Here is a 20,470-nt window from a genome sequence, read left to right as displayed (position 1 = left end):
AATAATAAAAGGATACCATTTGCCGGTATCCTTCTAAAGTCATTTTAGTGCTATGAATTATCGCAAATTCTAATACCGCCGTTTAGACCGCAGCAGCAATCACCTGATCGGTGCTTAACACACCCTGATCAATTAGGCGGTTGGTCGAGGCAATAATTGCTTCAATGGAAGAGGTCACAATGTTGTCATGTACTCCTGCACCAAAGGCAGATTTACCGGTACCTTTCACTTGAAGTTCGATCAAGGCCAAGGCTTTGGCATGAGCACCCGAACTGATGCTGCGCTCTTCATAGTTTACAACATCAATCGGTAACTGAAGTGCATCTAAAATCGCAGAAATTGGACCGTTGCCTTCACCGCGAACACGGCGTGACTGGCCATCAATTTCAAGATCAAGCTCAATCACCTGATTGCCATTGTCATCCGACAATTTGTAGTTTTTCGCAGAATAGTGAACGTTTTTAGCATCCACATAGGTTTCCTTGAACAATTTCCAGATTTCGGTCGCGCTGATTTCAGTGCCTTGCTCATCGGTACGTTTTTGTACGATCTGAGAGAATTCAATCTGTAAACGACGCGGCAAGATCACGTTGTAGTTCGATTCTAACAAGTAGGCAATACCGCCTTTACCTGATTGTGAATTGACACGAATTACTGCGTCATAGTCACGGCCCAAATCTTTCGGGTCGATTGGCAAGTACGGCATATCCCAGATTTCTTCGTTTTTCTGGAACTCAAAACCTTTTTTGATGGCATCCTGATGCGAACCCGAGAATGCAGTAAACACCAAATCACCAGCATATGGATGACGCGGGTGCACAGGTAAACCGGTACATTCTTCCACAGTCGCAATGATTTCATTGATGTTGGAGAAATCCAAGTTTGGTGCTACACCTTGGGTGTACATGTTCAAGGCAATCGCAGCCACGTCGACGTTACCAGTACGCTCACCATTTCCGAAGACACAGCCTTCAACTCGGTCAGCACCGGCCATAATCGCCAATTCTGAAGCGGCAATGCCACAACCACGGTCATTGTGACAATGCACAGAAATGATCACGCCATCACGACGCTGGATGTTGCGGTGCATCCATTCGATTTGATCGGCATAGATGTGTGGACCTGAAACTTCTACCGTTGCAGGCAAGTTCAAAATCACTTTATTGGTCGGTGATGCTTCCCAGATTTCAGTCACAGCATCACAGACATCTTTCGCGACTTCTAATTCGGTTGCAGTAAAACATTCCGGACTGTACTGAAATACGAATTCAGTTTCCGGTTGTTTTGCGGCATATTCTTTTACTTTCTGTGCAGCATTGATCGCTAACTGTTTTGCACCTTCTACATCAACATTTAAGACTTTGTTGCGGAATGTCGGCGAGTTGGAATTATAGATATGCACAATGGCACGTTTCGCACCTTGTAAAGATTCAAAGGTACGTTGAATCAAGTGATCACGTGCCTGAACCAATACCTCGATATAAACGTCATCTGGAATATGACCTTCTTCAATCAATTTACGGGTGAAATCGAAGTCAATTTGCGATGCAGACGGGAAGCCGATTTCAATATGCTTGAAACCGATTTTGACCAACATCTGGAACATCTTGAATTTTTGCTCCATGTTCATTGGCTCAAAGATCGCTTGGTTACCGTCACGCAGGTCGGTACTCATCCAGATTGGCGCTTTGTTGATTTCATTGTTCGGCCATTGACGGTCTGGTAAGTCCACACGTTGATACATGCGACGGTATTTTTTACTTGGATCAGCCAACATCATGAGAGAGCTCCTTATGCTAACTTGGGTACCGTAATCTTGGTTAAAGCGGTGCGTGGGTCAGCGGCATAGATTTTGTCTATTCATTGGGTTTTAGTGACAGTCTGGTTCAAACCTGAAATATGGTCTAAATATTGGTGGTTTAGCTTCACCAAATGCACTAAATGCCTTACTTATAATTTAAAGTTTAATCCACTTATCCCGAAAAGTTTTTGCTATTTTTATGGATTTTAGTCGTATGGTAATAAAGATTTTCTTATAAACTTTAAGAATTGAAAAATATTTTCACTTATTCTAAATATTGTATTTTATATTTTCTTAATTTGGACATAATGCGTTATTTATTACGTTCAATTGTGCCACAACGCAGTATATTTTGATAAACAATAGATCCAGTTGTTTTTAAAGATCATTGAAGACAGAGCCTCTTTTAAAGTTCAGCCCATTTACGCATTAAATTATGATACAGATTGGTCAGTTTCATGACCTCTGCATGCTGATCGCCCAGCTGCATTCTCAAGTTTTGAATACTCTGATCCAGATTAAACAACATATGCCGTTCTGCATCATCCCTGATCATGCTTTGTACCCAAAAAAATGAAGCAATTCGACAACCGGCAGTGATTGGCGTGACTTCATGCAAGCTGGTCGATGGATACAAAATCATATCGCCGGCAGGCAATTTTACTTCGTGATAACCGTAAGTGTCTTCGACTACCAGTTCACCACCGACATATTCGTCCGGCTCACTTAAAAAAACTGTACAGGATAAATCCGTTCTGAGGCGTTCATTGCTGCCGCGAATACGACGAATCGAATTATCGACATGAAAGCCGAAAGATTCATTATTTTTATAGCGGTTAAAAAGCGGGGGAATAATATCCAGTGGAATCGCCGCCGATAAAAACAGAGCATGCTGTCCCAGCGATTCAAGAATGATCGTACTTAAATGCTGGGTCAGGGGATGATCTTCAGGTAATTGCTGATTCTGTTTCACCGTCGCAGAGAGCGTACCCGCGGTAACCTTGCCATTGACCCACTCAATCTTATTCATCTCCTCACGGAAATATTGCACCTGTTCTTTGCTCAGTACATTTGGAATATGATGCAGCACGAGAAACCCCTGAATAATCGTCTTTTAAAAATAACATAGCCCCCATCAGGAGGCTATGCGGTTGCATTGAATTAATATTTAAAGTTGACTGCTAACACTGCACTACGGCCTTCTGCTTCGGTCGCATAATGAGATGAATAGGCTTTTGTGAAGTAGCGTTCATCAGACAGGTTGTTGACGTTTAATTGCAAATCAACATTTTCATTCACGTTATAACGCGCCATGGCATCATAGCGAACATAGCCCGGTACAAACTTGGTATTAGTAGCATTACCATAGACTTTGTCCATTGCGACGGCACCAGCACCTAGGGTTAAAGCAGGAGTTACTGCATAAGTAGTCCAAAGGGTTGCACTGTTTTTCGCGACGTTTTGAACCTGATTACCATTACTTCTATTGGAAATGTAGATTGGAGCTGCTGTAGTGCCAATATTTTCATAACCACCATCAACTAACTCACTGTCTAAATAAGTATAACCAGCAGAAACTGCCCATTTATCCGTGATATTACCGTTTACGCCTAGCTCAATACCATCGACACGAGTTTCACCAATATTACTTGTGGTGCCATCATCTCCGGTCGCACGAGTATTGGTTTTTTCCGTGCGGAAAATAGCTGCAGTCAGGTTGAGCTTATCATTCAAGACATCCCATTTAGTTCCTAACTCCATGGTCCGGACTTCTTCAGGTTTAAGATTATTTATTGCAGCTGTAATCCCTTCAGAACCATCGCCACCATCTACACCGACTGGATTAGACGAAGTCGCATAACTTGCATAGATACTGCCATTTTCAACTGGTTTAAAAGTAAGACCGGCTTGATAGTTGATGAAATCTTTATCATTTTTAATCGTAACTTGATCGCCAGCACTTGCTGTAATCGGTGTATTGTTTGCACCAGCAACTGCATTATTTCGTGCACCATAAGTCATGGTTTGCTCAGTTGAGTAGTCATCCCAACGAACGCCCAAATCTAAAAGCCACTGAGGGGTGAATTCAATACTATCCAGGAAATAAACAGACTTTGATTTGCTGTCGATATTGTAACGGTCAGCACCATTGGTACTTAATGTACCTGTCCATGGAGCACGGTTAGGGTTCTGTACAGAAGTACACCAGCCTGAGCTAATTGAATCTTCAGGTGCGCAAGTTTGATATTTACTACCCGTAGTATTCTCATTATTAATAATATACTGGGTACGGTCAGTTTCTTGGTCTGAATATTCGGCACCCAGGTTAAAACTATGTTTAAGCATGCCAGTATTAAATTTACCGGTTAAAGCAAGTTGGTCGGTAAAAGCATCAGTATCTGCTACACGTGAGTTGGCACGTGCCCAGACATTGCCATTCAGTAAGAAATTGCCTCTTGAGTCATCTGGATTGGTCCAAAGGTAATCATTTTTAGACGTGTTATACACTGCCGTATTGCTAATGGTTAAGTTGTCCGTCAGATCATGTTCTAATTTAAGCGTTCCTGACTGATTTTCCTGTTTCTGGAAGTCACGATCTTTCCAGCCATAGTATTGACCTTGTTTAATATCAATTGGCTTGCCGTTGCCATTCAATCCTACATTTGCATTTGTGAGCGCAAATGGATTGTTATAAGGAATACCTGAATCAGGTGTGTCATCGGTTTTTAAATAGTAATAACTTAAAGTCGCGCGAGTAGGGGTGTCCAGACCAAAACTAATACTCGGTGCAATACCGGCACGTTTATATTCTGCACCGTCTTTCTGGCCTGCTTTTTCATTTTGATGCCCCATGACTGCCACACGTGCCGCAATACCATTACCAAAGTCTTTGTTACCATCTAAAGTAATACGTTGATAATTATCTGTGCCGCCAGCGACCGAACCTTCTAGAAAATCGCCTGCTTTAGCGACTTTAGAAATCATGTTAATGCTACCGCCAGTGGTGCCTGCACCGCCCATGGCAGAAGCAGAACCTTTGGTCACTTCAACTTGTTCTACCGCAAACATTTCACGGTTTTGTGAGGTGGCATTACGAACGCCGTCTACATACATCGAACTTTCAGAGTTATAACCACGAATAAATGGACGGTCACCATTCGGATTACCACCTTCACCTGCACCCAAGGTAATCCCCGGAACTGTACGCAGTGCATCAGCTAAAGTCGTCACTTGTGTATCGGCAATCAGCTGTTTTGAAATCACTGAAACTGACTTGGGGGTGTCGAGTAAAGGCGCAACAAATTTGCTATTCGCAGATTGATCTACTTTTAAGCTGGGTGCTTTTTCAGCTTTGACTTCTTGATGAATAGTCTCTAACTGGATCACCTGTTCTTCTGCCATCGCAGATGCAGCTACCATTGATAAAGATGAAACAATTGCAGAGGAAACGATTTTTTTACGTGTTTTAATGAAGGTCATGTTAAACCTAATAAATGAATGCTAAAAATGTATGCGAATAATAATGATTCTTGTTTTTATTTTTATCTTTTTATCATGGGAATTCATGATCTTTAAGAAAATATTAAATGAGTTTTTAAATGTAATGATATAACAATATCTACTTAAGTTTTTGATTTTAATAAATATTGAAAAATTAATCTGATTATTAAATTTTTATTGAGAATAATGATGTCTATAAAGGGACATAAATTAGGGATTTTTCGTGGAGTACTAACCTAGCGATAATAAAAAACCCTGCCAGGGCAGGGTTTTAAATAACTTTCACTTAAATATTAGAAGTCATATGAAACAGATAGCCAGTAGTTACGGTCTGGAATATAAGTACCCGCTAAACCACTCGTCGTTTTAGTATATAGGAAAGCATTTTCAACTTCGTTATCACTATTAATAAATGACTTATAGTCGCCAAAGTCTTTGTTCAATAAGTTATTCACACGACCTGAAACAGTAACTTGATTGTTGACTTTATAAGATGCACCTAAATTAAATAGCTCATAGGCTTTTAACTTATTGCCGACAGCATCAATTTCACGACTTACATTGACATCGCTTAAATCAGGATCTATGAAACGTACACGGTCAGATTTATATTCAGCTTCTAACCAGGTAGTGAACTTATCATTCACATACCAAGTTCCTGTGAAGTTCAAAGCGTGACGAGGTGTATTTTCAATAGGATTACCTTTATTTTCACCTTCGGTAATTTCAGACTCTAACCAGGTATAGTTTGCTTTTACATCAAAGCTTGGAGAAATTTCATATTTAGCACTAAGTTCCACACCGTAGCTTTCAGCTTCGCCTGCATTGCCTTTAAAACTAAAGTTTTGCTGATTATCAAAACTGCCTACAGTCATGCAGTTGTTTGCAGGTGCTTGTCCTGTTGGGCGACCTGCCCATAAACAGTTTTCAACGACGCGTGCATCACTGATGATAATATCTTTAAACTGAGTAAAGAACGCAGTGGTAGCTAAAGAGAAATTAGACAAGTTGTCGTAAACGAAACCAAGTTCATAGTTTGTGGTTTCTTCAGGCTTAAGATCTGGGTTGCCCAAAGTCACGTTTCGGCCTTGTGAGCTAAAACCATTGATTCCATTATGAAGGTCATTCGCTGTTGGAACTTTATAGCCAGTACTTATACCACCTTTTAAAATCAACTGATCATTGGTGTTCCAAACTAAATATGCGCGAGGTGTAAAGTGACCACCAAAAGCACTATGGTCTTCGTAGCGACCACCGAAAGTGAATGCAAGAGAATCCGTTAGATTCCACTCATCCTCAGCGAACACAGACCAAGAATCCTGTTCAAAAGCAACTCCATTACCTGCTGAGTTATCGATGGTTTCACCATCTTTATATTCAACACCAGTCGTAAGTTTATGGTTGCCAAGTGTTGAAATAATACGAGAATCAACGGTTAGGTCTTTATTTTCTAAAATACGATCTTGTGTACCATCTGAATAATAATTGTATTCAGGTACATTTCCTTTTGGAAGACGACGGCCTTCTTGTTCAGAAGAAACATAGCTTGCAAATGTTTTCCATTGACCTAAGTTAAGCTCAGCATCTACACCTGCAGAAATACGATCTCTTAAGAATTTGATCTCGTCTTTATATGAACCAATCCCTGATGGTAAACCTGTCGTACGGTTGAATTCGTAAAGTTCACCTAAACGGGCATCACTATTATCAAAACGTTGTTTAGCATGATCAAAGTCTACCCAAGTAGAGACGTTATCATTTATATTTAGCGTAAGTTTTGTACCCACAGCATAATTATTTGCTTCTACTGTACGTGGGTCACGACCTTGGCTACCTTCATCAATAGTTTTTGCGGGTGTAACAAGTCGATCTGATTGATCGCGGTGGAAAAACTCGCCACGTACTTGTATACCAAGTTTATCTTGAATCACTGGACCATTAACAACTGCACTGGTTTTCCAGTTATTACCAATATCAGAATTTTCTTGAATATTCTGTTCAACAGAAACGTTACCATTCCATTCTGATGCAACTTTCTTGGTAATAATGTTAATGATACCGCCCATGGCATCAGAACCATAGAGGGTAGACATAGGCCCACGAATGACTTCAATACGTTCAATAGAAGCTAATGGTGGCATAAAGCTTGTACTAAATTCACCAAAACCATTTGGACCAACTGAACCAGAAGTATTCTGACGCTGACCATCGATCAAAATAAGAGTGTAAGATTGATTCAGACCACGCATTTGGATATTTAAACCACCAGTTTTGCCTTGGCCATTTCGTACGTCGACACCTGGTACTTCACTGAGCGCATCTGCAATACTGGTAATACCTTTTTTCTTTAAGTCTTCTGCAGTTACTACACTAATAGAGGCAGGCGCATTTTTTATATCTTGTTCAAAACCTGCTGCTGAAACCACAATCGTAGACATTTGATGTGTTGTTGTAGGAGTCGTTGTCTCATTCACAGTCTCTGCAAAAGCAGATGTTGCTGTAACCCCAAGAATTGCCAATGTAAGTGGACGAAGACTAAAACTATGCATGACCAAATTCCCGAACCGAAGAATAAATTAGTATTGTTGCTCAAATAAGAAACTGGATATTAATGATAGTATTTATCATTTGCAATAAAAATATACATTTTCTCCATTTAAATTGGGTTGACTGGGCATCTGGAAAGATGGCAATTCAAATAAAAAAAGGGCTTAAAAACTGGAACTCGCGCGTATTTTTTGTATATCTCTAAATGTTGTCATATAATGTGGCACATTTTTATAAACCTGTTATTACCTAATATATAGAGGAAGCCATGCAAGTAACTTCTGAAGCGGTTTCGGGCGTTGCCCGTCGTTTAAATGTTTCTGTACCGACGAGCCGTATTAATGAGCAATTTGAAGCTCGTTTAAAACGCACTGCTAAAACTGCGAAGATCAACGGCTTCCGTCCAGGTAAAGTGCCTGTAAACGTAGTTCGTCGTGAATACGGCGCGGGTATCTACCAAGAAGTAGTAAACGATATTATTCGTGACACAGTTTTCGAAGCGATCCAGCAAGAAAAAATCAATGCTGTGGGCATGCCAAACATCGAAAAAACTGAAATGAAAGACGACGCGCTGGTATATACAGCGACTGTTGAAGTTTATCCAGAAATCGAAGTGAAATTCGACGGTTTGGAAGTTGAGCGTAAAGCAGCTGAAGTAAATGACAAAGACGTTGAGAAGATGATTGAAAATCTTCAAAAACAACGTGCTGCTTGGGCTGAAACAAAAGGCATGGCTAAAAAAGACATGCAAGTAACTTTTGATTTTGAAGGTTCAATCGACGGCGAAAAATTTGAAGGCGGTTCTGCAGAAGACTTCAAACTAGTACTTGGTTCTGGTCGTATGATCCCTGGCTTCGAAGACGGTATCGTTGGTATGAAGAAAGGCGAAGAGAAAGTGATTGATGTAACTTTCCCTGAAGACTACCAAGCTGAAAACCTTGCTGGTAAACAAGCTCAATTCAAAATCACTGTGAAGCTTGTTGAAAAGCAAAAACTTCCAGAAATCGATGCTGAATTCCTGAAAATCTTCGGTGTATCTGAAGAAGAAGGCGTTGAGAAGTTAAAAGCTGACGTTCGTAAAAACATGGAACGTGAAGTGAAGAATGGCCTTCGCAACCAGGTTAAAGGCGCGACTTTCGATGCACTTGTAGCTGCAAACGAAGTTGAACTTCCAGCTGCTATGCTTGCTCAAGAAATTGACCGTCAACGTCAACAAATGATCCAGCAGTTCACACAGCAGTTTGGTGCTCAAGGTGCGAAAGCATTTGATTCAAGCATGCTTCCAGACGAATTGTTCAAAGAACAAGCTGAAAAATCTGTAAAACTTGGCGTACTTGTAAGCCGTGTTTTAGCTGATGCGAAAATTGAAGTAGATGCTGCACGCGTTGAAGCGTACATCGAAGACATGGCTTCTTCTTATGAAGATCCAAACGAAGTAATTGAATACTTCAAAAACGATGCGCAACAACGTGCCCAAATCGAAGCAGTTGTACTAGAAGACCAAGTTGTTGATTACATTTTGGCTTCTGCTAAAGTAACTGATGCGACTGTAAGCTATGAAGACTTATTGAAAGAGCAGCAAGCTCGTCAACAAGGCTAATTTAGCTTTCGATAAAAAAGGCGCTTAATGCGCCTTTTTTTCATATTGATGCCTGAAAAAAGCATTTCTGTTTTTCACAAAACTAATGCAAAAAATATAATGGATTTGTTGGCGAATTTTTTGCAATTTCAGTGATTATCCCTCATATTGTGATTATGGGTTAGGTCACAAAAAATTTAGGAATAAATAAACGTATGTATGTTCCAACGATTGAAAACGCTTTAGTGCCAATGGTGGTAGAACAATCCTCTCGTGGTGAGCGTTCTTTTGATATTTATTCACGCCTTTTGCGTGAACGTGTAATTTTTATGACGGGCGAAGTTGAAGACAACATGGCGAACCTGATCGTTGCGCAAATGTTGTTTTTAGAGGCGGAAAATCCAGATAAAGATATTCATCTATATATCAATTCACCAGGCGGTTCGGTAACTGCGGGTATGGCGATTTATGACACCATGCAGTTTATCAAACCTGATGTCGTAACGTACTGCATGGGTCAGGCAGCATCAATGGGTGCGTTCCTGCTGAATGCCGGTACCAAAGGCAAGCGCTATTGCCTTGAAAATGCCCGTGTCATGATTCACCAGCCATTGGGTGGTTTCCGTGGTCAGGCTTCAGATATTGAAATTCATGCACGTGAAATCCTGTTTATTAAAGAACGTTTAAACCGTTTAATGGCTGAACACAGCGGTCAGGATTACGAGAAAGTTGCACGTGATACAGACCGTGACAACTTTATGACTGCTCAGCAAGCGAAAGAATACGGTCTTGTGGACGAAGTTTTAACTAAACGTCCATAAGTTTTAAAGATTGAGATAGTGGAGTAAATATGTCCGAACATCCTCAAGGACAAAAGCATTGTTCATTTTGCGGTAAAACGCAGTCTGAAGTCGGGAAGCTGATTGCAGGCGAGGACGCATACATTTGTAACGAATGTGTGGACGTATGCTTAGATTTGGTTCAAACCAGTCAGCAGGTGGAAACCAATGACTGGGCCAATCGTCCTTTGCCGAAACCGCATGAAATTCGTGCGGCCTTGGATCAATATGTGATTGGTCAGGACGTCGCGAAAAAAACCTTGTCAGTTGCGGTTTATAACCATTACAAGCGCTTGAAAGTGCAAAATAATGGCAAGAAAGCTGATGATTCAGTCGAGCTTTCAAAAAGTAATATTATGTTGGTTGGTCCGACAGGATCGGGCAAAACCTTGCTTGCACAAACGCTGGCACGTCTTCTTGATGTTCCATTTGCCATGGCAGATGCAACGACACTGACCGAAGCCGGTTATGTGGGTGAAGATGTAGAAAACATCGTACAGAAGCTTTTGCAAAAAGCAGATTACGATGTCGAAAAAGCGCAAAAGGGGATTATCTATATCGATGAAATCGACAAGATTACCCGCAAGTCTGAAAACCCATCCATCACGCGTGATGTATCGGGTGAAGGCGTTCAGCAAGCATTATTGAAAATGATTGAAGGCACGGTTGCATCAATTCCGCCACAAGGTGGACGTAAGCATCCGCAGCAAGAATTCATTCAGATTGATACCTCGAACATCCTGTTTATCTGTGGTGGTGCATTCTCAGGACTTGAGAAAATTGTACAGCAGCGTCAGGAAAAAGGTGGCATCGGCTTTACTGCAGAAGTGCGTAAAAAAGATGAAACCAAGAAGCTGTCTGACTTGTTCCGTCAAGTTGAAGCAACTGACCTGGTAAAATTTGGTTTGATTCCAGAATTTATTGGTCGTTTGCCAGTCATTGCCACTTTGGATGAGTTGGATGAAGAAGCACTGATGCAGATTCTGACTGAGCCGAAGAACGCGTTAACCCGTCAGTATCAACATCTGTTTGATATGGAAGATGTGGATCTGGTTTTTGAAGAATCGGCATTACGCGCAGTGGCTAAGAAAGCAGTTGAGCGTAATACAGGCGCGCGTGGTTTACGTTCGATCCTGGAAAATTCATTGCTGGAAACCATGTATGACTTGCCAAGCCGTAGCGATGTCGGCACTGTCGTCATCAATGAAGCTGTGATTAAAGGTGAGGCAGAGCCGGAATACCGTGCCAAGCGTCAGCCACATGATCAGCAAGAGACAGCAACAAAAATAGATTTAAAGGTGGTAAATAGCAAATCTGCTTAATTGCTATTCGTCCGAAACGTGCGAAAACTCCGTGTTTTCGCACGTTTTTTATTTCCAAAAATAAAGCTCGGTGTTAATCTGATTCACTAGGCGTGGATGCCTAAAACTTATAAAAAACAAATCGCAAAGCACTTGCATACAAAAGAATAAAGACGCAGTGAGGGATAAGCATGCGTGGAGTCGCAATTGTACTCATCAGCAGTTTGGCATTGCTGGGGTGTCATGGTAAGAAAGCCGTCGTTGAGCCTACACAGCCACTCAGCACTTTAAAAAATATCGATCTTGAAAAAAAACCGGGCTTTGTCGAGCAGCATCGTATCGGTATGTTTACCATTGGCGGTTGGGTCAATCAAAAGCAGGGAAACCAGTTTCAGACGGTGAAACCACAGCATGATGAAGCCGCTATTGTATATTTATACCGGCCCGATTCTAGATGGAATCGTCAGGAAATTGTCGCTGCCAGCCTGTTTATCAATCAAGAACATATTCCAAGCTTATTGCACAACCATTATTACTGGATTGAAGTGCCTGCAGGGACCTATCGTTTGAGTACCAGTCGACCGCTAGGCGCGCTGCATTTCCAGAAACCTAAATATCTGGATTTTACTGTCGAAGCGGGACAGTCTTATTTTATTAAATATGATGAAGAGAATATCAGTACACGCCGGAGTGTTTCCGGGCCGCTCATGCTGATGCCGGAAAAAGTTGGCCTGAATGAAATTGCTTTTACTCAGCTAAAATCAGACAGTTTTAACTTCGTGGCACAAGATCAGGAAACAGGCCAGATTCGTAAAAAAGCCCAAAAAATTGAACCGACTGCTTATGATCCATCATTAGATGTACAGTTGGAAGCACCTTTTAAACTTTGGGATCCGCGGACTTGGTAATTGACATTTTATTGAGAAAATATAATAAAAAAGCACCCTGAATGGGTGCTTTTTTATACAGATTTAATTAGCCCGCAGCAGCGTCAACTACTGGAATCTTACCAATTTTTGCTTGCCAGATTTTAGGTGCAGTCGCGTGAATAGAAGTACCATTCACATCAACCGCTACAGATACCGGCATATCTTTTACCACAAACTTGTAAATTGCTTCCATACCCAGGTCAGCAAAGGCAACCACTTCAGCTTCGCGAATAGCTTTAGACACGAGGTAAGCAGCACCACCGACAGCCATCAGGTAAGTTGCCTGGTTGTCTTTAATGGCTTCAACGGCAGCAGGACCACGGTCTGCTTTACCGATCATGCCGAACATGCCAGTTGCTTCAAGAACTTGACGCGTAAATTTATCCATACGCGTAGCCGTTGTTGGGCCAGCAGGGCCTACAACTTCGTCGCCGACTGGATCAACAGGGCCAACGTAGTAGATAAACTTGCCTTTCAGATCAACAGGAAGTTCTTCACCGTTGTTCAGCATGTCGACCATACGTTTGTGTGCAGCATCACGACCTGTATAGATTGTACCGTTAAGAAGAAGTGTATCGCCTGGTTTCCAGCTATTCATTTCTTCTTGGGTAATCGTGTCAAGGTCAACACGTTTAGAAGATGAAGAATCCCAAGTCACAGCAGGGTAGTCTTCAAGTTTAGGTGCTTGAATATGTGCAACACCTGTACCATCTAACTGGAAGTGTGCATGACGAGTCGCAGCACAGTTCGGGATCATACCAACTGGTTTACCTGCAGCATGACATGGATAATCTTTGATTTTAATATCAAGTACAGTGGTTAAACCGCCAAGACCTTGTGCACCAATACCCAAAGCATTTACTTTTTCGAAGATTTCGATACGAAGCTCTTCCATTTTGCTTTGTGGACCACGACGAAGCAATTCGTCCATGTTGATCTCTTCCATCAATGCTTCTTTGGCAAGCATCATGGCTTTTTCAGCAGTACCACCGATCCCGATTCCCAGCATACCTGGTGGACACCAGCCTGCACCCATGGTTGGAACAGTTTTCAGTACCCAATCCACGATTGAATCAGATGGGTTTAACATTGCTAGTTTAGATTTGTTTTCTGAACCGCCACCTTTGGCTGCCACAGTGATATCTACTTTATTACCAGGCACAAGCTTGTGGTAAATCACGGCAGGAGTGTTGTCTTTGGTGTTCTTACGACCAAATGCAGGATCAGCCAGAACTGATGCGCGAAGCACGTTCGAGTTTTCTAAATAACCCTGACGTACGCCTTCATTGATTGCATCATCCAGGCTCATGGTTAAATCGAATTTAACGTCCATGCCCACTTCAACAAATACGTTGACGATACCGGTATCTTGACAGATTGGGCGGTGGCCTTCTGCACACATGCGTGAGTTAATTAAGATTTGTGCGATCGCATCTTTAGCAGCTTTGTTCTCTTCACGATCATACGCACGGCTCATCGCTTGGATAAAGTCCTGTGGGTGATAGTAAGAAATGAACTGAAGCGCATCTTTAACTGATGTGATCAAGTCATCTTGCTTGATAATAGTTGTCATACAAATATCTCTTGAGCGGGCTGATAGCTAGCGGGCTAAATTATAAGACAAAAGAATCGGGTTGTGGGCATTTTGGGCGAGCATTGGCCGAAAGTTTATAGTTTAAGCAATCTGAGCAAGGACTTTAGCTATTCCATGGGTCAAATATGACAGCAAGTTGTCATATTCAATGTCATATTTCAGATAAAAAATACGCATAATTTTGCTTATTCCGTATTAAGCGATTGAATTTTATTAATTATTTTAAATTTAATAAAAAACCAGATTGTCATATAACTGTCATAAAACTTTTACATAATGCAGCTATTGAAACGGGAGATCCTAACAATGGTTACAGGTATTTTGATGGCAGCTGGTTTTTGTGTATATATCGCTGCAACTTGGATGTACGGTCAGAAAGAAGATCAAGCCTAAGCTTTATCTTCTTTTTTATTTTAAGACCTCAAAGAATTAACCTATCTTCAAATCTTCAAATCTTCAAATCTTCAAATCTTCAAATCTTCAAATCTTCAAATCTTCAAATCTTCAAATCTTCAAATCTTCAAATCTTCAAATCTTCAAATCCAGTTATAAAAATATTTGAAAACTCAAATTTAAAAAGTATCTCTCCTATAGCTTACTCAAGCCATGTTGACCATTTACATTTTTAACCCAGAAAAACTCAAAGCCTGAAAACCCTTACACATGCGGCATTTTTTATTGCTTAGACTGTTTCTCTCAACTTCTAGAAACAGGCAAGTAGAATGAACAATTTTAATGCAAGTGATATTAAAGAACATGCTTCAGTCATTGCTTCATGTGGTACTCAAGTCGGGAAGGTGGACCATTTAGAAGGTCAGGATTCAATTAAATTAACAAGAAGTGATGATGAAAATAATGAGCATCATCTGATTCCCTTGAGTTGGGTAAGTGAAATCAAAGACGATAGCGTCGTGCTCAATAAAACTGCGGAAGAGGTACGTAAAGAGTGGACTACCTTATAAGAAATTAAAGTTAGTGGACTGAAAAGCAGGGCTGCTTCAGCTTAATTTTTTATGTCACAGACTTTATGAGTAACCGTTGAAAATGCCAGTTCGAAAGACTGGCATTTTTATTGTTTATTAAAACGAGATAATGATCGCGTGCTGAATTTATTGAAGCTATGAGTGTTTTTTTATAAAAAAACCACCTGATTTTTCAATCAGATGGTTTGGAAAACTTAAATTCAAGAAGTATTAAGCTTCTTGCTGCTCGGCCTGAATCGCGGTTAAGGCAATGGTAAACACAATGTCATCGACCAAGGCACCACGCGACAGGTCATTCACAGGCTTATTCAAGCCTTGCAGCATTGGCCCGACACTGACTACATTGGCAGCACGTTGTACCGCTTTATAGGTCGTGTTACCGGTATTCAGATCCGGGAAAATAAATACATTGGCACGTCCAGCCACTTGTGAATCAGGTGCCTTTTGGCGCCCCACGCTTTCCACCGATGCTGCATCATATTGTAATGGCCCATCAATCAACAGGTCAGGACGACGTTCTTTGGCAATGCGTGTAGCTTCCGCGACTTTTTCCACATCAGCGCCAGTACCCGAAGTTCCTGTCGAATAGGAAATCATGGCAATGCGTGGATCTATACCAAAGGCTTTGGCAGAATCGGCGGACTGGATTGCAATTTCGGCCAGCTGTTCTGCATCAGGGTCCGGATTGATCGCACAGTCACCATACACATAGACTTCATCTGGCAACAGCATAAAGAATACGGAAGATACCAGTGAGTAATCCGGAGCAGTCTTAATCAGCTGGAAAGCAGGACGTACCGTATTCGCCGTGGTATGCACTGCACCTGACACCAAACCGTCAACCTGATCCAGCGCCAGCATCATGGTGCCAAGTACTACTGTATCTTGCAGTTGTTCACGGGCCTGTAGTTCGTTGAGCTTGCCTTTACGCAGCTCCACCATCTTGTCGATGTAGTTTTCACGCACCAGATCCGGATCAAGAATTTCCAGATCTTCAGGCAATTCAATACCGCGAGCTTTGGCTACTTCTAGCACAGCTTCAGGCTTGGCCAGCAAAATACACTGTGCAATACCACGCGCCTGACAAATGGCCGCAGCCTGTACGGTACGCGGTTCATCACCCTCTGGCAGTACAATACGTTTTTTCGCAGCAATCGATTTCTGTACCAGTTCATGACGGAAAGCGGAAGGTGACAGACGTGGCTTATAAGAACCATTCAACATTTGATTCAGCCATTCCGGATTGATATGGCTTGAAACAAAACGTGTCACCTGATCTGCACGTTCGGTATCATCCACTGGAATTTCATTGCTGAGATTTGCCAGTTTTTGTGCGGTTTCAAACGTGCTGAGTGGTGTATGTAAAATCGGTAAACCTTGCTTGATGGCAGCCTGGCAGAATTCCAGTACATGATCATTTGGCTGTTGATGTTCAGTCAGCACCAGACCGCCCAAAGGAATCCCATTACTGCTGGCCAGACTACTTGCCAGTAATACGTCAATCCGGTCAGAGGCACTAATAATTAATTCGCCAGCCACGAATTTATGTAGTTCATGTTCAATATTGGCTGAAATCAGACTACTGTGTTGCACACGGCGCTGTTTGGCTTCGCCTTCATTAATCCAGTAAGCAGAAATATGGGCAGCCAGATCAGACATGCGTGGCACACTTAAGGTTTTACTGAAAGGCACCAAGCCAATCACTGGCAATTTTTCAGAACCAATATGCGGATGCGTCTGCTGAATAGCTGTAATAAATTCGGCGGTTTCAGCTTTAAGGCGTAAATCTGGATTCAGCGTGACAGGAATCTGCGCAGATTCTTCAGGCAGACCCTTGGTGCGCATCAACATGATACCTGCCAGACGGGTAGAGCTGGCGCCACCAAAATTACGCAGCTGATGTTCAACTTTATCTGCGGTTTGGCTTGGCTGCTGAATATTGGCATTGCTGACGACAATAACTTTGGCATCCAGTGCTTGTGCCAGTGAAGCATTCAAATCATCGGCAAAACTGTCCTGAGTATTTGGCAACAGCCCTTCGACAATAATCAGGTCATGCTGTTTAGCAATTTGACGATGCAGACGCACCGCTTCTTCAAGCAATTCATCCTGTTCACCCAGATTGATCTGCTGCAAGACTTTGCTATAACGGATGGGTTCCACCGTTTCACTTTGAGAAATATGACGATACAAAGCCGTGGTTCGGTCTTCGATTTCATTCAATTCCTGGGCAAAAGGTTTCAGGAAACCAGCTTTTACCCCTTGGCATTCCAGTGCATAAATCAGGCCCAAACATGCAGAAGTTAAGCCTACGCCTTCCCCCGTGGGAACCAATAAAATTGTTTTCATAAGTTATGTCAGTCGCAGAATAATAAAAATCAGTGAAAAAAGAAGCCAAGCCTGCTTATGCAGGCGTTGCCTCAGCTTTAGACTTTTTTGCAGTATTTCGCTCCACTTCAAGTTCAACAACACTTTGAACTTCTTGGGCGATACGGCCTTCTTCATCTGTTGGCACTACCCAGATTTGAGGGCCTGTGCCTGAATCGATTCGGCCTTCGGTACCGCGTTTCAACTCATTGTTGGCGTTTTTATCCAGACTGAAACCGAAATGAGGCAGGTAAGTCATGGTCTTTTCACGGATATATGCTGAGTTTTCACCAATACCGCCAGTGAAGAACAGACCATCAAGACGTGGCAGACCACAGCTCAACGCTGCCAGAGATTTAGCTAAACGGTAGCAGAATACTTCAATTGCTAGTGCAGCATCTTCATTGCCTTGTTCTGAAGCTTCAATCAGGGTACGCATGTCATTGGACAGATCAGACAAGCCCAAAAGACCACTTTGGCTATTTAGCATCTTGTCAATTTTATAAATATCCCAACCCAGGTTTTTCGCCAGGAAGCTGTGCAGACTTGGGTCAACATCGCCACTGCGTGTGCCCATAACAATGCCTTCCAGTGGAGTTAAACCCATTGAGGTATCTACACTTTTCCCATTCCAAACGGCACAGGTCGAGCTACCATTGCCAAGATGAGCAGTTAACCAGCCACCTTGTTTAAAACTGCCTGCCAGTTCAGAACCACGCTCTGAAACATAAGCATGGCTAGTCCCATGGAAACCATAGCGACGTACACCATGGGCGGTATATAGGAATTTCGGTAGGGCATAACGATAAGCATGCGCTGGCATGGTTTGGTGGAAGGCAGTATCAAATACCGCAACCTGTGGTAATTCCGGGAATAAACGTTTGGTAGCTTCAATACCAATCAGGTGTGCCGGATTGTGTAATGGTGCAAGCGGCGTTGCTTCACGAATTTTTTCAATAATCTCGTCATTGATTAGTTCAGCTTTGGTTAGGCTGCCCCCATGTACGACACGGTGACCGATCGCATCCGGACGGTAGTTGGCCAGACGTTCCAGACCGACTTCGAGTGCTTTTTTGTGGTCAGCAAATGGAATGTGGATATCGACCGGCTCATTGCCAACCGTCACGCCTTTAATGCGAGCATTCTCTGTGCCTAAGTTCTCAGCTAAACCATGAATACGGAAATTCTGCTCCTCAAGAAGTAATGCAAACTTGATTGAAGAAGAGCCACAATTAATAACTAATACTGATTTAGACACGATTGATTACCCAATTTTTAATTAAAATTCTCGTCCATTTGCTTGACCCAATTGCGGACAATGAAGCAGCAATCCAGATCAATGAATATGTTTTAACATTTGTTTTTTTTCTGTCCTAGATAGACTTTAGCAGATTAGACTTAAGCATTATCGACCGATTTAACAATAATAACTAAAATTTATCAGTTCATAGTTTTCATTTATAAATAAAATGATGCTGAAAATATAATCAATAAGAATACTCAATTCTGCTTAAATTTAATTTTAGAACAGATTGGTTTTTAGTTTAGCGCCTGAAAAGGCAAATATTGTTTCTAAATACAATTCTATAAAGAGATTCATCAATAAAATGACCCGAAGGTTCTAATCCATCTATTTCAGTGTCAATTTTTCTGTCCATAAAAAAACAGCCTCATAAATGAGGCTGTTTTTAAGTTAGCGATCTGAATACTTATTGGCGAATCTGACCATCGCCAAAGACAATCCATTTCTGCGAAGTCAGGCCTTCAAGACCGACTGGGCCACGAGCATGGATTTTATCGGTCGAAATTCCGATTTCTGCGCCTAAGCCATATTCAAAACCATCTGCAAAACGAGTAGAGGCATTGATCATGACCGAACTTGAATCTACACCCGCCAGAAATTCGCGAGCCAGACTGTAGTTTTCTGTAATAATAGAATCAGTATGATGCGAGCCATATTTGTTAATGTGCTCAATGGCTTCTTCTATACCAGAAACGACTTTGATCGCCAGAATAGGACCCAGATACTCGATATACCAATCTTCTTCAGTGGCTGTAATTACTGCATCTCCAAGAATACGCTGGGTTTCCCGGCAACCACGAAGTTCGACTTTTTTCTCTTGGTAAAGCTCCGCGATGCGTGGCAAGAATTCTTCAGCGACTTTTTCATCGACCAGCAGGGTTTCCATGGCATTACATACGCCATAGCGATGGGTTTTGGCATTGAGCGCAATCGGCAAGGCTTTTAACAAGTCTGCTTGAGCTTCCACATAGACATGACAGTTGCCATCTAAATGTTTAATGACCGGCACACGTGCTTCCTCGGTAATCCGTTCGATCAGACTCTTGCCGCCACGAGGCACAATCACATCCACATATTCGGTCATGGTAATCAACTGGCCAACAGCAGCGCGGTCAGTCGTGTTTACCACTTGTACGGCAGCCTCAGGCAAGCCTGCGACTTTCAGGCCATGCTGAATCGCGACAGCAATGGCCTGATTTGATTCCAGAGCTTCTGAGCCACCCCGTAAAATAATGGCATTGCCTGATTTGAGTGCGAGTGATGCAGCTTCCAACGTGACGTTAGGACGTGACTCGTAGATCATGCCGACCACACCCAAAGGCACACGCATCTTGCCCAGTTGAATCCCGGATGGGCGATAAGCCATATCACTAATTTCACCAATCGGATCTTTCAAGCCAATGACATCTTTAAGGCCCTGTAACATACCTTTAAAGCGTGCGGGGTTGAGTTCTAAGCGATCAAGCAGGGCTGAGTCCAGATTGTTGTTATGCGCCTTGGTCATATCTTTCTGGTTAGCAGCCAAAATAGCAGCCTGGCTATTTTCCAAAGCCGTATAAATAGCGGATAACGCATTATTTTTAGTTTGGGTGGACGCGCGAGCCAAAATGCGAGAAGCCTGGCGTGCCTGCTGTCCTACCGTTTGCATGTATTGTTCAATAGACTCTTGCATAGCGGTTTGATCACTTAGAAATTTCATTTCGATATTAACAGCCTGTTGCTGCAC

13 protein-coding genes are annotated in these 20,470 nt (G+C 42.1%); 5 read left to right on the top strand and 8 right to left on the bottom strand.

The annotated features are described in order from the left end of the window. Window positions 1–82: 82 nt before the first annotated feature. The 4 genes from leuA to FTV08_RS08670 form a co-directional block, all read right to left on the bottom strand. Window positions 83–1,780, bottom strand: a complete 1,698-nt coding sequence (gene leuA / locus FTV08_RS08685; RefSeq protein ID WP_005250679.1) for a 2-isopropylmalate synthase — start codon at window positions 1,778–1,780, stop codon at window positions 83–85. Window positions 1,781–2,207: 427 nt separating this feature from the next. Further along, a complete protein-coding gene (locus FTV08_RS08680; RefSeq protein WP_180087112.1) occupies window positions 2,208–2,891 on the bottom strand; it encodes a Fe2+-dependent dioxygenase in 684 nt (227 codons plus the stop codon). Window positions 2,892–2,962: 71 nt separating this feature from the next. Further along, a complete protein-coding gene (locus FTV08_RS08675; protein ID WP_180087111.1) occupies window positions 2,963–5,281 on the bottom strand; it encodes a TonB-dependent siderophore receptor in 2,319 nt (772 codons plus the stop codon). A 314-nt stretch (window positions 5,282–5,595) separates the two neighbouring features. Further along, on the bottom strand, window positions 5,596–7,851 hold the full coding sequence (locus FTV08_RS08670) for a TonB-dependent receptor domain-containing protein (protein ID WP_180087110.1): 2,256 nt from the start codon (window positions 7,849–7,851) through the stop codon (window positions 5,596–5,598). A gap of 266 nt (window positions 7,852–8,117) precedes the next feature. Here FTV08_RS08670 and tig point away from each other — a divergent pair, with 266 nt between their 5' ends. The 4 genes from tig to FTV08_RS08650 all read left to right on the top strand — a co-directional run bounded on the left by tig (window position 8,118) and on the right by FTV08_RS08650 (window position 12,476). Beyond that, window positions 8,118–9,449, top strand: a complete 1,332-nt coding sequence (gene tig / locus FTV08_RS08665; protein WP_004647426.1) for a trigger factor — start codon at window positions 8,118–8,120, stop codon at window positions 9,447–9,449. A 194-nt stretch (window positions 9,450–9,643) separates the two neighbouring features. After that, a complete protein-coding gene (gene clpP, locus FTV08_RS08660) occupies window positions 9,644–10,249 on the top strand; it encodes an ATP-dependent Clp endopeptidase proteolytic subunit ClpP (protein ID WP_004647427.1) in 606 nt (201 codons plus the stop codon). Between the two features lie 29 nt (window positions 10,250–10,278). Then, window positions 10,279–11,589, top strand: a complete 1,311-nt coding sequence (clpX, locus tag FTV08_RS08655; protein ID WP_180087109.1) for an ATP-dependent protease ATP-binding subunit ClpX — start codon at window positions 10,279–10,281, stop codon at window positions 11,587–11,589. A 170-nt stretch (window positions 11,590–11,759) separates the two neighbouring features. Then, complete coding sequence (locus tag FTV08_RS08650; RefSeq protein ID WP_180087108.1) at window positions 11,760–12,476, top strand: DUF2846 domain-containing protein; 717 nt, start codon at window positions 11,760–11,762, stop codon at window positions 12,474–12,476. A 67-nt stretch (window positions 12,477–12,543) separates the two neighbouring features. Here the strand turns inward: FTV08_RS08650 and FTV08_RS08645 are convergent, their stop codons facing one another. Further along, entirely contained in the window at window positions 12,544–14,070 is a 1,527-nt protein-coding gene (locus FTV08_RS08645; RefSeq protein ID WP_004278405.1) for a fumarate hydratase, read from the bottom strand. 743 nt (window positions 14,071–14,813) lie between these two features. Between FTV08_RS08645 and FTV08_RS08640 the strand changes: the two genes are divergently transcribed. Then, a complete protein-coding gene (locus tag FTV08_RS08640) occupies window positions 14,814–15,053 on the top strand; it encodes a DUF2171 domain-containing protein (protein ID WP_004729548.1) in 240 nt (79 codons plus the stop codon). Between the two features lie 231 nt (window positions 15,054–15,284). Here FTV08_RS08640 and pta read toward each other — a convergent pair whose 3' ends face one another. From pta to FTV08_RS08625, 3 genes are all read right to left on the bottom strand, one after another. Next, window positions 15,285–17,423, bottom strand: a complete 2,139-nt coding sequence (gene pta, locus FTV08_RS08635) for a phosphate acetyltransferase (protein WP_180087107.1) — start codon at window positions 17,421–17,423, stop codon at window positions 15,285–15,287. Window positions 17,424–17,478: 55 nt separating this feature from the next. Next, window positions 17,479–18,699, bottom strand: a complete 1,221-nt coding sequence (locus tag FTV08_RS08630) for an acetate/propionate family kinase (RefSeq protein ID WP_180087106.1) — start codon at window positions 18,697–18,699, stop codon at window positions 17,479–17,481. Between the two features lie 451 nt (window positions 18,700–19,150). Further along, window positions 19,151–20,416, bottom strand: a complete 1,266-nt coding sequence (locus FTV08_RS08625) for a glutamate-5-semialdehyde dehydrogenase (protein WP_180087120.1) — start codon at window positions 20,414–20,416, stop codon at window positions 19,151–19,153. Between the last annotated feature and the right edge of the window lie 54 nt (window positions 20,417–20,470).

The organism is Acinetobacter sp. YH12226 (assembly GCF_013417805.1).
Classification (GTDB): domain Bacteria; phylum Pseudomonadota; class Gammaproteobacteria; order Pseudomonadales; family Moraxellaceae; genus Acinetobacter.
This window is presented reverse-complemented; position numbering and strand designations above follow the sequence as displayed.